The following is a 13,158-nucleotide window of genomic DNA, read 5'->3' as shown; positions in this document are numbered from 1 at the left end:
GTAGTCGAAATACACCAATTGGGATATCTGCATTCATTCCTACAAGCTTGACAGAAACCGGATAAAGCCAAGCATTAAAAGTTCCAAGGAAGAAATGGATATTGAGTTATATTTTTAACCACCGTTCAATAGCACAACTAAAACTCAAATTTATGGTTATTAGTTAATAACCTTTAGTAAGTAGTTTCACTTTACATACTAAAAGTCAAGAACTCGAAAAGATGTACCTAAATATGTTGAGAAATTCAACACGAACTAAATCTTTCCAAGTTCTTGATTTTTCCAGTCTAAAGTGAATCAAGGTTTAAGCTGTGATATCTGTAGCAGTCAGTGTTTCTACTGTAGCAACTATATTAGGTATGAAAATAGTTGATCGATGTATGGAGGTAGAGGCTTTGCACGATATTTAGTATATCAAAAACAAAATAAAAGAACGTCACAAAATTGGCAAATAATTGTCACACTAAGTTTTTAATATACACAGGTTAGAAGGACATAGGAGAAGGTAGATCAGAAAACTGTAGCTTTAAAAAGTATATGAACGGATGACCCAGATAGCATTAGTAAAATATTAGGATTGAGCATGGCTTATTTGATCAATCTCTTGCCGATTAGACAACTTTATCACCTGAGTCGCGATCGCTTAACTCGCTATACTGTCGCAGTTTTATCAGTTGTAGTTGCGCTACTGCTCACACTGCTGTTAGAGTCTTTGGTAAAATCAACAGTTTTCTCCCTATTTTTTGCTGCTGTAACTTTTAGCTCCTGGTATGGTGGCTTAGGAGCAGGATTACTTGCAACTATCCTGTCAGTTTTAGTTAGCAACTTTTTTTTAACACCTGTAGCTGACAATTTAGTACTTTGGCATGGTGCGAATCTTCTACATTTGGTCTTATTTATTATAGTTGCGTTGCTGGTTAGTTCACTTAAGGCTGCACTCCGAGTTGCTCGCCAACGATCCGAAGCAAATTTAGCCAAACTTCAACTTAGTGAGGAACGGTATCGTCATATTGTTGATACCGCTTATGAAGGTATCTGGTTATTGAATGCACAGTTGCGAACTGAATACGTTAATCAGCGATTAGTTGAAATGTTGGGTTATGGTATAGAGGACATAAGCGATCACTCTTTTAATGAGTTGATGACTGAAACGGTTGAGAATGAAGTTGAAGCAATCTTAGCACAATGGCAGCAAGGCAGAAGACAACGATTTGATTGTCGTTTTAGCACTCAAGACGGCTCTAATTTGTGGGTTATTGCTTCTACCACGCCAATTTTTACTGATCGGGGTGATTTTAACGGCGTACTACTAATGTTATCTGATATTACCGAGCGTAAACTAGCAGAAGCAGAAAGAAACCAGTTACTAGAGCGAGAGCAGTCTGCACGAGCAGAAGCAGAAGCCGCAAATCGTAGTAAAGATGAATTTCTCGCAGTCCTGTCTCATGAATTGCGATCGCCCCTCAACCCCATTCTAGGTTGGGCAGAGATACTGCAAAGCAAAAAATTAGATCAAGAAACTACTAATTACGCTCTTCAAACTATTGAACGTAATGCCAAATTGCAAACTAAATTAATTGAAGACCTACTGGATGTATCTCGGATTATTCAAGATAAAATAACTCTAGAGTTATATCCAATCAATTTAGCATCTACTATTGAGTCAGCAATAGAAATGGTGCGACTAATAGCAGAAGAAAAGGCAATATTTGTATCATTTTCAATTAAAGATTTAGAAAATAGAAATAAATTACTCAGTTCTCATACTTGTTTATCATTAAATAACTTCAAAACTTCCTCTCAAAAATATTACGTTTTAGGTGACTCCAAACGTTTACATCAAATCCTGTGTAATTTGCTGTCTAATGCGATCAAATTTACACTACAAGGAGGTCGTGTAGATATTGAGTTATCTATAATTAGTCTTTTAGAAAATTATGAGTTAGCAGACTCAACACAAAAATTCGCTCAAATTCAGGTAAAAGATACAGGTATAGGTATCAAGCCTGAGTTTATACCTCATGTTTTTGAATCTTTTCGCCAAGCAGATAACGCTACAACGAGGAATTTTGGTGGGCTAGGATTGGGACTAGCAATTGTTCGTCACTTAGTAGAACTTCACAGTGGCACTGTGGAAGCTCAAAGCATGGGAGAAGGACAAGGAGCAACTTTCATGGTCAGACTACCACTACTACAAAATAGGGAGGAGATAGAGAAAAATCCTCATTCAAAAGTCCTTTCACATTTGACTTGTGCCTCATCACTTTTAGCAGGCTTAAAAGTTTTAGTAGTAGATGATGAACCTGATATTCTGGAGTTGCTTGTTTTTATCTTAGAACAACACGGGATGCACGTTTCTACAGCTGCATCGGCTGAACAAGCATTACAAGTTCTGGCAAATTCAGAGCAAGATTTACTAATCAGCGATATTGGTATGCCAAATGTAAATGGTTATATGCTGATGCAAGAAATTAGAGCTAGTGAAGTGAGACAATATAGCCAGATTCCGGCGATCGCTTTAAGTGGTTATGCCCGTGAATTAGATAAAAAACAGGCGCAGTCGGCAGGTTTTCAAAAAAGTTTAGCTAAACCTGTAGAACAAGCTGAGTTAATTGCAGCTATTGCAAATCTTACAGGGCGGAGTTTTTAAGATTTACTAGGTTTAGACTGGCTTTACCTGGGCAATGGGCTACGCCTTGCTATAAGCGATGCTTCCGGCAACATAACACACTTTAGATATAGTTGAATCCTACTAAGCACACTGAAGATTCAGTTTAATTCACAGACAGTTTTTAAACTACCCATTCATCTCCTACCATGCGTGCAAAATTGACAGTGAGATGAATGAGCCTTTTTAAAAAAATCTACTGTTGAAATACTTTTCGGAGATTATTGACTTCACCTTGTACAGGTGCAGCAAGCAGACTATATTCAGTAGGAGAACTAGCTGTCTCAACTAAAGCAACTAGAGTATCGTCAAACTTCTGTAATTGAGGTGAACCGCCGTGAGATTGGATTGCAGGACGTAAAGCTTCCCAAGTCTCTCGAATTTTACCAGCAACATTTTTTAATTTAGCTGTATTCTCATCGGCTGCCCAAATTTCCAGTTCACGACCATAGTAGTCGAGCATTGCAACCTCCAAAGGCATCTTAGGTTCTAACTGCATTGCCAGTTGAGCAGCGATCGCACTAACTTGGTTAGCATCGCACATCGCTTGATGGTTCTTTGCTGCAACCGTACTTTGCAAAACAGTAATACTTGAGTCAAGCTTGGCTAAGTTGACATCGGTTCTTCCCTTTTGTGTTTTGAGGCTATCTGATACAGCTTTGAGTAGCGATAAATGGTGTTTTGCTTCTGTCCAATTGTTGGTTTTAATCAGGTTATAGATAGTCTTGCTATATTCGCCAATTTGATTTAGAGTTACTACTTGTTCATCTTTGCTCACTATTGCAAATACTTTTTTAGCATTAACATCATCATTACTGTCACTAACTTCTATAGGGACACTAATCGGTGATGGAGATGCGTAAACTGATTGTACTGATAAACTTAAACTCAAAGTTCCAACCAAACTAGCTTTCAAAATAAGCTTGATAACAGATTTCATGCTAAAACCTCCATGACTGTGGTTTTGTGACTTTGCTCTGTATCTATCACCAGCAAAGCACTTTAGGAATTGCTTCCTCTAGACTCTATCAGTCAGATGTGATAAATTCTTTACAAAACTATAAAAAAACAGTCACATTTTTCTCTTTATCTAATTTGCAAATAATGTTTGCAAGTTTTCACAAGTATTTCTGAAAGACAAAATAATTTTTTCAAATCCTGATAAATCTTTCCAAGTTCTTTACTTTTACTAACTAAATTGAAATTACAGCAGAATTCAAAAGTCAGTTCGCGTTGGCGCAGCCTCTCGTAGAGAAGGGTAAAGTAGAAAAATGAGCTTTGTGACTGACTTTAAAACCCTGAAGATATACTTCATTAAGTTTAAATCTGCTGTAATAGATTTTCCAAACAAGGAGATACTCTCTTATGACTAATAAATTTGTGAAACTTGCTTTATCTATTGCAGCCTTAAGTCCATTGTTATTCTCTTCTATAGCACCAGCTAATGCCCAAACATCTACCGCACAAATGCAAAAAACAGGCACACATATTTCAACACAAGTGCATCCCAAAAATGTCAAGGCTACTAAAATGATGCGGGCAACCACAGCTGCTTCCAAATCAACTAAACTTATTAGTTATTCACCTCAAACAGCACCAATTCTCCGATTAGGAAGCAAAGGCAAAGCAGTAAAAGAGATTCAGGCATTCTTGAAAACACAAAAACTCTACAATGGAGCAACTGATGGAGTTTACAGTAGAAACACACGTTCTGCCATTATTGCTTTTCAGAAGTCTCATAATTTGAAAGCTGATGGAGTTGTTGGAGTAAAAACTTGGTCTGCCATAATTCATTAATTACTTAGATAGTACAGTTTGCTTTTTAAGCATAGTTTACCAAAAGAGGGAGGAGGCGAATGTTGCTCGCCTTCTCCCCTTGCTAACAATCATTAATATTAAGTAAGTCTATTCCTAATACTTGAATATATTGACAAAATTCACACTGCCAAAAATTTACAACATATTACAACTCAATACGCATAATACAAAAATCAGCCCATACGAGAATAAAGTGTTTTTATATCTTGATATATGGAAATCTTAATTGTTGAGGATAAATTTGAAATTTCTCGGTTAATCCAGTTTTCTTTGGAAGACGAAGGATTTTCTTGCCATAATTGTGGTGATGGGCTTCAAGCATTCCAAATAATTCAAGAGCATCAACCGAACTTAATCATCCTCGACTTGATGATTCCTAGTCTCAATGGACTAGAGTTGTGTGCCAGAATTCGACAAAAACCTGGTGCAAAAGACCCCTACATCTTAATGTTGACAGCTAAGAGTGAGGAAATTGATCGTATTATTGGCTTGTCTACTGGTGCTGATGATTACTTAGTCAAACCTTTTAGCCCCAAAGAGTTAGTTGCCAGAGTTCGAGCACTTCTGCGACGTAGCTTGCGTCAACCAGAGCAACATCAAATTTACCGTACCCAACATTTTCTGCTCGATATAGAGCAACACTCTGCTTTGCGTCAAATGAACCCTAATTTTTCAGAAATAATAGACTTAACAAACTTGGAATTTAACTTACTAACTGCTTTTGTTAGCTATCCCAATCGAGTTTGGAATCGCACACAACTAATAGATAAATTATGGGGTAGTGAATTTTATGGAGATGAACGAGTAGTCGATACACTTATAGCTCGGTTACGAAAAAAGATAGAACCTGATTCAGCAAATCCTATTTTTATTAAAACAGTCGCTGGTATTGGTTATAAATTTGAAGACTGACCCATTTAGTAATTATATCTTGGTGAGCGGTCGCACTGTTTTGTGTCTATGTCTGCTAAAAAACAAGTAATTGAAACAAAGTTAACACAGTATTATCACAACTCTTAGTTACTGTGAAAATACTCAATAAACTTTGCTTAATAGTTATGGACAAGTATCTCTCAATAAGCCGTTCAATTCCTATCTTTATTTTTGCTAGTTTTGGATTAATAGCAAGTCCAGATGTGGCAGTTCTAGCAGCAACTAGTAAATTTAATCCTGAATCTGACTCATTAACTTTAAACGTTGAGTATGAAAACGAGCTTAACAACCTCAACGATACTGACGCTGCTTATGTCAGAGCCATCAGAGAACATTTTGATTAAAATGTGAGGTCGATTGCTTAAAATTAGTTACATAAGGGATGGGAATACAACCCATCCCTTAATTTTTACTATACTAGTGATACTAAATAAAAAATATTGACAATTAGTCTTTTCTAATTCTTGACTTTTATTAAATATATTGATATTAAAAAAATTAAAAACATAGATTTAAGCAACCTACATTATGAATGCTTCAACACAAAAGCTGACAAACAGTATACTTAATTTTTATCATATTATCAATTAATTATCCAACCTGGGAATATAATTATCATAAATCAATCACAGATTTAGATTGTCAACCTTTTTATTGACAAACTATTTAGCTTTCAGCAAGCAATAAAGTAACAAGTAAGGAAAATTAAATGATCGAGAAACGTCCTCCAGGATTAATAGCAATTGTTGTTTATAAAGGCTTTGTTGCTTTACTACTTACAGCTACATCTATTGTTCTACTTTTAGCTTTGAAAAAACATGATACCCTTGTGGGCTTTTCCGAATCTTACATATTGGAAGGTAAACGCGAAGTTATTGAATGGTTACTAGAAAAAATTATTAATATCAAACCACAAACTTTAAAATTTAGTGGAATTGCCACTGCAATATACGCAGTTGTGACAGCCATTGAGGCTATCGGTTTATGGTATGAAAAAACTTGGGCAAAGATATTAGTTATTGGATTAGTTGGTATTAGTATACCTCCCGAAATCTATGAGTTAATTAAAGGGATAACGATTTTCAAATTTTTAGTCTTTATGGTTAATATAGCTGTGTTATGGTACTTAATCAAACATTTTTATAAACATTAATTAAGAGAACTTGCTGGTAAACGCACTGTAAAACAACTACCAATTCCCAATTGACTTGTGACAGTAATTAATCCACCGTGGTTTTGAGCAATAGCTTGGGCTATAGCCAATCCTAAACCAGAACCACCTGAATTATAAGAACGTGATTTATCTGCTCGCCAAAAACGCTCAAAAATATTTTCTAAATCTTTTGGTGCAATTCCTATACCTGTATCTTGGACATTAACTACTATATCGGCAGCAGAACGATTAGCTGTGATTTCTACTATCCCTTCTGACGGTGTGTAATGTATAGCATTTTGAATTAAATTAGTAAATAATCGTGTTATTTGATTTGTATCACCTAATAGATAAAGCTTCTCAGATAATTGACTTTTAAAACTGATTTGTTTAGCGACTGCTTGCGGCTGATATAGCTGTACTAAGTTACTTAAAATCGAACTGAGATTCACAGTTTCTTTACTCCGGTTAGGAATATTATCATAACGAGCTAAAAATAGTAAATCTTCAGTGAGGCGAGTCATTTGGTTAGTAGCACTAGAAATAGCCTGAAATTTTTCTGCGTCAGTTTCTCGCATTCCTTCTGGATACTTTAGTGCTACACCTGCATTACTTTTAATCGCCATTAAAGGACTGCGGAGTTCATGGGAAGCATCAGCAGTAAACTGTTTTAAGCGTTCAAAGCTTTCTTCAATTGGTTGCATAGCTTGACGAGTTAGCCAAACTCCACCCACACCACTAATAACCAAAGCTACAATAATCCCACCACTTAACCCCAAATCTAATTTATTTAAAGTTTCATCAAATTCTTCTAAAGATTGACTGGCTCTTACATACCCGATAAATTGTTTATCATCACTACTAATAATTGGCAGGGTAACAGACTGAATACGATTTTTACCAATTGTGTTTATTTGTTCTCCTTCTGTTACATGAACAGGTAAACTTAAAATATCTCGTCCCTGTTTTCCAATCAGATTACCTTTAGTATCAAACCAGTGTAACCCTTGATGCTTTTCAAGCAATTTATCTTGAGGTAAATCATTTTCAATTTTAATTTGACCGTTATCAAGCTCTGCATTAGCAGCAGCAACTTGTGCTAATGCAGCAAGTTTCTCTGTTTGTTGTTTATGGAGGCTATGGGTAAAGACAATCCGAACAGCAATTGCAAATCCACCTAAGATTAGTGACAATACGATTAAATAAGACAACAGTAAACGACGGCGAATTTTTTCAAACATAAGTTAAATTTGCCTTCACTTAGGACACAGACGATAACCAACACCATAAACAGTTTCGATAAAATCTTCTGAACTTCCTACGGCTCTGAGTTTCTTTCTTAAATTTGTAATGTGAGTTTTAACAGTTTCTTCGCCAGATAATTTATCAAACTCCCACAATTTATCTAAAATTGCCGAGCGAGTCAAAATTTGAGTAGGATTTTTCAAAAAACATTCCAATATCATGTATTCTTTGGGTGTTAATGATAAAGGCTTATCTGCATAAGTGACATGACAATTACTAGGGTCTAGTTGTAGCTCACCATGAACTAAAATTGATTGACGGATTTCTGGACTTCTCCGAGATAAAGCTCTAATTCGTGCTGCTAATTCTTCTAGTTCAAATGGTTTAACTAAATAATCATCTGCACCAGCATCAAGTCCAATTATTTTATCTGATGTTGTATCTCGTGCTGTCAACATCAGAATAAAAGCGTTGCAATTAGAAGCACGTAGCCGTTTACAGAGAGTGATTCCATCTAAGCGCGGCAACATTAAATCTAATAAAATTAAATCATAATTACCTGCTTGGGCGTATTCCCAACCTTCAATTCCATCACCAGCAATATCAACAGCATGATGTTGATGTTTTAAATCTTCGGCTAAGGGTTTAGCAATGCGATCGTCATCTTCAACTATTAAGATTCTCATATCTTTGATGCTATGCCAAAAATCAGAAAGGGAAAAGTTAGCAAACCTACGATTCTAAGGATGAGGGGGTGTTCCTATTATGAAGTAAGTCATCTATCTGCTTAAACGTATCACTCAATTGGGTAACGCACTTTTTTCTCCTTTCGTACAGAAAAGAATAGGACAACCGCCAGTAGGATAAAGGCGATCGCTGAAGCATAGCCCCTTGGCAGTGATAGACCACCATCTTTGATTGGTTTGGTAAGAAAATCTCCGAAGGTGGCTCCGAAGGGTCGCGTGAAGATGAACGCAAGCCAGAATAGGAAGACATCGCTCAATTTTGTTAGGTAGTGAAGGGCGATGACAACACCAATGACGCTAGCCGTCACGAATGCGCCTTGGATATAGCTTAGTCCTAAGTTGCTTGTCAGAAAATCACCAAAGGCCGTTCCCAAACTGTTTGAGAACACAATCGCCAGCCAATAGGTTGTCTCTGCGTCTTTCCTTGCGATCGGATAAACGCTCAGATCCCGATCCCGATAATACCAGATAGCCAGAACACTTAAGAGACAGGCTACCAGAATCAGCGATCCCATTGCGTAGCCCAGTCCGAGAGAGCGATCCATTAAGTCTGAAACTTCAGTTCCGGCTGTGGTTGTCGCAATTATGGCTACCCAGTAAAGGGCTGGACGATATCTGTCAGATTGAATTTGAAAAAACAGGAGAATAGCCAGAATGGCAAAAGTTACGGCAAAGGCCACGTAATAACCCAGCCCAAGAGACATTGAGATGAAGTCACCTGCCGTTTCGCCGAGCGTCGTGGCGATGATCTTCATAATCCAAAAGAAAATTGTGACCTTTGCAACTTTGTTCATTATTGCTCCTACTTACTGCTGGATCGCATACTTTATCTAAACTTGCAGGTTTATCGTAGAGAGAAAAAGTCAAGAACTTGGAAAGAGATGGCTGGTAGTGAAGATTTTTACTCTTTATCTACTGATTTCCATCTTCCACTTTCAAATACCAGCAGTAATGCGATCGCACTCAAAGCAAATACCGAAACTAGAAATAGTGGCAACACTGAATGAATCATCTCAGAACTAATATCAGTTAACAAGCTGACAAATCCTAAAACCCAGACATTACGGGGGATAGTTTGAAAAGTTTTTGTTGTCACTGTTACTGTTACCTTTGAGTTGATGACTGGTAATTCGGTGCTAAGAGAAAGCTGTAATTGTTAAATCACAATTAATTGCATTTCTCATCATCACACTTGACAATGAAATTGGAATGAAATTCTATCGCCTCCAAGAAATCTCTAGAAGTTACGCATTGACAAATTAGACAAAAAATGTAATGAGGAAAATCAAGAATAAACAGGCGATCGCTAATCACTCTGGCGCTGAAAAGACGGATAATTGACGTGCAGAGCGTATTTAGGGTTCAGACAATCAGAGCTATTAGTAAGCCATCCACAGCAAAGTGTGATCTCGACACTTACACTCTATTTTTGCTGGCAGAATCAAAATATCCAGGCTGCACACGTTTGGCAGACATCATGGAAGATTTGTCTCATGATAGCGTCAACAGATTCCTACTACGTGAGCGGTATGAACCCAAAGATTTATTTGATGAGCTTAGTTCACAAATTAACTTAATAGGTGGGACATTAAGTGGAGATGATACAGTAATTGACAAACCTCATAGTGACACTGCATGAAACCAAAAAAAATGGCGAAGCCTTATATTTTTTCGACAAGCCCCACGATTTATCGCGGTGGTAGCACAGTGCCGTACCCGGCACTGTGCTAGGCTTCGCCATTTTTTTAAACGTTCACCCTTGACCCAAAATTAACAGAATTAATTGGGTACTTTTATTCGGGAAGACATCATCGAACCGTTAAAGGAATTCAATTAATTACCTTGTATTACACGGACTTGTCAGGCAAATCTGTACCTGTAAATTATCGTATTTATAACAAAAAAGAAGGGAAAACCAAAAATGATTATTTGCGAGAGATGATTGCTGAGGTTTTGGTTTGGGGTCTGAGTCCAAAAACAGTGACTACTGACAGTTGGTATTCCAGCCAAAAAAACCTAAAGTTCTTTAAAGACAAAGGATTGGAGTTTTTAACTGGAATAGCTAAGAATCGCTCATGTTCCATTGATGGTAAGCATTTTACGCAAGTTCAAAATCTAGAAATCCCAGCAGATGGCTTAATAGTATATCTGAAAAATTTTGGACGGGTGAAGGTATTTCGGAGAAGTTTCAAAAACGAAACTTTCAGATATTACATTATGTACACGTCCACAAAAGATAAACTAAATTCAATTTCTAGAGCAGAATTTAAAGAAGTACATTCTATACATTGGGGTATTGAATGTTATCACAGAGCTATTAAACAAGTGTGTAGCATTGGGCGATTTATGGTCAGAACAACCGATGCTATCAATACTCACTTTTTTAGTGCAATACGAGCTTTTACTCAACTAGAACTGATGCGTGCCAAAGAGTTAGTTGAAAACTGGTATGAAATCCAGAGAAACTTATCTCTTAAAGTAGCTCGTGATTTTATTTTAGAACACCTATCACAGAAGTTGGGCTTGACTGCATAATATCAATTTTCTGACAATGCGTAAGTTCTAATCTCAATTTGGAGCAATTTTTACGGTTGGCGTAGTGCTTGCAGTTGCTCCAACTGTTGTGTTTGTTCTTGCAGCCGCATAGCAAGGCGATCGCACACTAACTCACATAGCTCAAAAATTACCGGATCAGTAATTTGGTAAAAAACACTGATTCCTTGTGGCTGACGAGTGACTATACCTGCTTGCATCAATACTTTCAGATGCTTGGAAACATTTGCTTGTCCCAGTCCAGTTTCTTGGATGATTTCTGTCACGTTTTTTGCTCCTGACTTGAGACAACACAAAACTTGCAGCCGACTTACTTCTGACAAGACTTTAAAGTATTCAGCAACGGGAGCAAGGGTTTGAGGCGAAGACTCTAACATACAGACTTAAATATTACATCTTCTTATATGTAGTTACTACCATATTACTATCTGGCAATATGGTAGTAAGAGTTAAGAACTAAAACAGCAATGGAAAACGTCAAAAAGATTAACAACGAATTAACAGTAGCAGGACAGGTGACACCAGAGCAGTTACAGCAGGCGGTAAATGAAGGTTATAAATCTGTACTTAATCTACGAGCGCCTGATGAGCAAGGTTTTCTCAGCGATGAACAGCAACAAGCACAAGCCTTGGGACTGCACTACATTAACATTCCGGTCAAGCCAAACGAAATTAGCGATGAACTGACCACAGAGGTACTCGAGCAAATTGATCGGCTACCAAAACCCGCTTTAATCCATTGTGCAAGTAGTATGCGTGCGGGTTTAATGGCATTCATGAACGTGGCAACACGACAAGGAATGACACCAGAGCAAGTATTTGAGAAAGCTGCTGCAGCTGGCTTTGATTTTGATGCTCATCCGCAGATGAAGCAGTTTCTTGAGCATTATGTTTCAAATCACGCCAAAGCTAATTGAAGTTTTCCTACTGTCGCAGGACAAAACACTATGTTATTCAGACAGTTATTTGACAGAGAAACCAGCACTTATACTTACCTACTTGCAGACCAACAAACTCAAGCAGTTATTTTAGTCGATCCGGTACTGGAGCAAGTTGAACGTGATTCAAAACTACTTACAGAGTTAGGGTTATCTCTGCGTTACTGTTTACCAGTTACAGTCCTCTAATCAATTCCAGAATTTATGATAGCCTGGATATTCGGTCATTTTCTCGCAATTTGTATAGGCATCAGCTTAGGCTTAATTGGCGGCGGTGGTTCGATTTTAGCAGTACCGATTTTAGTTTATGTCATGGGTGTGACACCAAAACCAGCGATCGCCATGACTCTATTTATTGTAGGCAGTGTCAGTCTCATTGGTGTCATCCCCCATTGGCAGCAAGGCAATGTAAATTTAAAAACCGCTTTCATGTTTGGCTCTGCCACAATGTTAGGAGCTTATGTAGGAGCGAAATTTGCGACATTACCTTTTATTACTGGCACAATCCAGATGATTCTGTTTGCCTTGATGATGCTATTAGCAGCAGGATTTATGATTAACAAAAATGCTAAACCAGTTCCAAAAGTTGCTGCGACTGATTTGGATTTAAGCTTATATCCCAAACCAATATGTAAATACTGTTGGCTCTGGATGCTGAGTGAAGGTTTAGGTGTAGGTTTATTAACTGGATTAGTTGGGGTTGGCGGTGGATTTGCGATTGTTCCTGCCTTAGTTTTGTTGGGAAATACACCGATGAAACAAGCGATCGGCACTTCTTTACTAATTATTGCAATGAATTCTGTTGCCGGACTGTTAGGCTATCTAGGACGGGTATCACTGAATTGGCATCTCATGGCTTCATTTACAATCGCTGCCAGCATCGGTACAATTAGTGGAGCTTATTTTTCTCAGTTTGTACAGCCTAGACAGTTGCAACGAGGATTTGGCTATTTGTTGATAGCTGTAGCAAGTTTTATTTTATTTCAAAATCGCAGCAAATTTTACTCTTCTCCTTCACCAGCAGCACACAACATACAGCAAGAGCAACATTATCAGAATTCACATTCTCATTTCGGTGACAAAAAAATCAGAAATTCTATTTGA

The 13,158-nt window shown here is 37.5% G+C and carries 13 protein-coding genes and 3 pseudogenes; 10 read left to right on the top strand and 6 right to left on the bottom strand.

Features of this window, described 5'->3' with window-relative positions:
• Window positions 1-583 precede the first annotated feature (583 nt).
• Window positions 584-2,650 carry an ATP-binding response regulator gene (locus UYK_RS0113660; RefSeq protein WP_016871577.1) on the top strand — a complete coding sequence of 689 codons (2,067 nt, stop codon included), beginning with the start codon at window positions 584-586 and terminating at the stop codon, window positions 2,648-2,650.
• A 214-nt stretch (window positions 2,651-2,864) separates the two neighbouring features.
• Here the strand turns inward: UYK_RS0113660 and UYK_RS0113655 are convergent, their stop codons facing one another.
• A complete protein-coding gene (locus UYK_RS0113655; protein ID WP_016871576.1) occupies window positions 2,865-3,608 on the bottom strand; it encodes a hypothetical protein in 744 nt (247 codons plus the stop codon).
• Between the two features lie 425 nt (window positions 3,609-4,033).
• Here UYK_RS0113655 and UYK_RS0113650 point away from each other — a divergent pair, with 425 nt between their 5' ends.
• The 4 genes from UYK_RS0113650 (at window position 4,034) to UYK_RS0113635 (ending at window position 6,572) form a co-directional block, all read left to right on the top strand.
• Window positions 4,034-4,465, top strand: a complete 432-nt coding sequence (locus UYK_RS0113650) for a peptidoglycan-binding domain-containing protein (RefSeq protein ID WP_016870617.1) — start codon at window positions 4,034-4,036, stop codon at window positions 4,463-4,465.
• Between the two features lie 234 nt (window positions 4,466-4,699).
• Window positions 4,700-5,398 carry a response regulator transcription factor gene (locus tag UYK_RS0113645; protein ID WP_016871575.1) on the top strand — a complete coding sequence of 233 codons (699 nt, stop codon included), beginning with the start codon at window positions 4,700-4,702 and terminating at the stop codon, window positions 5,396-5,398.
• A 146-nt stretch (window positions 5,399-5,544) separates the two neighbouring features.
• Window positions 5,545-5,763, top strand: a complete 219-nt coding sequence (locus UYK_RS0113640; RefSeq protein ID WP_016871574.1) for a hypothetical protein — start codon at window positions 5,545-5,547, stop codon at window positions 5,761-5,763.
• Between the two features lie 365 nt (window positions 5,764-6,128).
• Window positions 6,129-6,572, top strand: coding sequence for a DUF2127 domain-containing protein (locus tag UYK_RS0113635; protein WP_016871573.1), 444 nt, complete (start codon window positions 6,129-6,131; stop codon window positions 6,570-6,572).
• Here the strand turns inward: UYK_RS0113635 and UYK_RS0113630 are convergent.
• From UYK_RS0113630 to UYK_RS0113615, 4 genes and pseudogenes are all read right to left on the bottom strand, one after another.
• Complete coding sequence (locus UYK_RS0113630; RefSeq protein ID WP_016871572.1) at window positions 6,569-7,813, bottom strand: HAMP domain-containing sensor histidine kinase; 1,245 nt, start codon at window positions 7,811-7,813, stop codon at window positions 6,569-6,571. The genes UYK_RS0113635 and UYK_RS0113630 overlap by 4 nt on opposite strands.
• A gap of 15 nt (window positions 7,814-7,828) precedes the next feature.
• Window positions 7,829-8,503 carry a response regulator transcription factor gene (locus tag UYK_RS0113625; protein ID WP_016871571.1) on the bottom strand — a complete coding sequence of 225 codons (675 nt, stop codon included), beginning with the start codon at window positions 8,501-8,503 and terminating at the stop codon, window positions 7,829-7,831.
• A 110-nt stretch (window positions 8,504-8,613) separates the two neighbouring features.
• Window positions 8,614-9,357, bottom strand: coding sequence for a COG4705 family protein (locus UYK_RS0113620; protein WP_016871570.1), 744 nt, complete (start codon window positions 9,355-9,357; stop codon window positions 8,614-8,616).
• Between the two features lie 155 nt (window positions 9,358-9,512).
• A pseudogene (locus tag UYK_RS0113615) lies at window positions 9,513-9,659 on the bottom strand (MFS transporter); the annotation flags it as partial.
• A 273-nt stretch (window positions 9,660-9,932) separates the two neighbouring features.
• Here UYK_RS0113615 and UYK_RS26155 point away from each other — a divergent pair.
• Together UYK_RS26155 and UYK_RS0113605 are read left to right on the top strand one after the other, a co-directional pair.
• A pseudogene (locus UYK_RS26155) lies at window positions 9,933-10,199 on the top strand (IS701 family transposase); the annotation flags it as partial.
• Between the two features lie 125 nt (window positions 10,200-10,324).
• Window positions 10,325-11,098: pseudogene (locus UYK_RS0113605) on the top strand (IS701 family transposase); the annotation flags it as partial.
• A gap of 50 nt (window positions 11,099-11,148) precedes the next feature.
• On the opposite strand, the gene UYK_RS0113600 reads toward UYK_RS0113605, so the two are convergent.
• Window positions 11,149-11,493, bottom strand: coding sequence for an ArsR/SmtB family transcription factor (locus UYK_RS0113600; RefSeq protein WP_016871568.1), 345 nt, complete (start codon window positions 11,491-11,493; stop codon window positions 11,149-11,151).
• Between the two features lie 90 nt (window positions 11,494-11,583).
• Between UYK_RS0113600 and UYK_RS0113595 the strand changes: the two genes are divergently transcribed.
• From UYK_RS0113595 to UYK_RS0113585, 3 genes are read left to right on the top strand one after another with little or no spacing between them, the layout of a single operon-like run.
• A complete protein-coding gene (locus UYK_RS0113595) occupies window positions 11,584-12,033 on the top strand; it encodes a protein tyrosine phosphatase family protein (RefSeq protein WP_016871567.1) in 450 nt (149 codons plus the stop codon).
• A 30-nt stretch (window positions 12,034-12,063) separates the two neighbouring features.
• A complete protein-coding gene (locus UYK_RS0113590) occupies window positions 12,064-12,243 on the top strand; it encodes an MBL fold metallo-hydrolase (protein ID WP_016871566.1) in 180 nt (59 codons plus the stop codon).
• Window positions 12,244-12,258: 15 nt separating this feature from the next.
• Window positions 12,259-13,158, top strand: coding sequence for a sulfite exporter TauE/SafE family protein (locus tag UYK_RS0113585; RefSeq protein WP_016871565.1), 900 nt, complete (start codon window positions 12,259-12,261; stop codon window positions 13,156-13,158).

This window comes from Fischerella thermalis PCC 7521, assembly GCF_000317225.1.
Lineage (GTDB): Bacteria > Cyanobacteriota > Cyanobacteriia > Cyanobacteriales > Nostocaceae > Fischerella > Fischerella thermalis.
This window is presented reverse-complemented; position numbering and strand designations above follow the sequence as displayed.

Coding starts and splice junctions, on each gene's coding strand:
- UYK_RS0113660 (WP_016871577.1), top strand. CDS start 584: ATGGCTTATTTGATCAATCTCTTGCCGATTAGACAACTTTATCACCTG.
- UYK_RS0113625 (WP_016871571.1), bottom strand. CDS start 8,503: ATGAGAATCTTAATAGTTGAAGATGACGATCGCATTGCTAAACCCTTA.
- UYK_RS0113620 (WP_016871570.1), bottom strand. CDS start 9,357: ATGAACAAAGTTGCAAAGGTCACAATTTTCTTTTGGATTATGAAGATC.
- UYK_RS0113585 (WP_016871565.1), top strand. CDS start 12,259: ATGATAGCCTGGATATTCGGTCATTTTCTCGCAATTTGTATAGGCATC.
- UYK_RS0113650 (WP_016870617.1), top strand. CDS start 4,034: ATGACTAATAAATTTGTGAAACTTGCTTTATCTATTGCAGCCTTAAGT.
- UYK_RS0113600 (WP_016871568.1), bottom strand. CDS start 11,493: ATGTTAGAGTCTTCGCCTCAAACCCTTGCTCCCGTTGCTGAATACTTT.
- UYK_RS0113645 (WP_016871575.1), top strand. CDS start 4,700: ATGGAAATCTTAATTGTTGAGGATAAATTTGAAATTTCTCGGTTAATC.
- UYK_RS0113635 (WP_016871573.1), top strand. CDS start 6,129: ATGATCGAGAAACGTCCTCCAGGATTAATAGCAATTGTTGTTTATAAA.
- UYK_RS0113640 (WP_016871574.1), top strand. CDS start 5,545: ATGGACAAGTATCTCTCAATAAGCCGTTCAATTCCTATCTTTATTTTT.
- UYK_RS0113630 (WP_016871572.1), bottom strand. CDS start 7,813: ATGTTTGAAAAAATTCGCCGTCGTTTACTGTTGTCTTATTTAATCGTA.
- UYK_RS0113595 (WP_016871567.1), top strand. CDS start 11,584: ATGGAAAACGTCAAAAAGATTAACAACGAATTAACAGTAGCAGGACAG.
- UYK_RS0113590 (WP_016871566.1), top strand. CDS start 12,064: ATGTTATTCAGACAGTTATTTGACAGAGAAACCAGCACTTATACTTAC.
- UYK_RS0113655 (WP_016871576.1), bottom strand. CDS start 3,608: ATGAAATCTGTTATCAAGCTTATTTTGAAAGCTAGTTTGGTTGGAACT.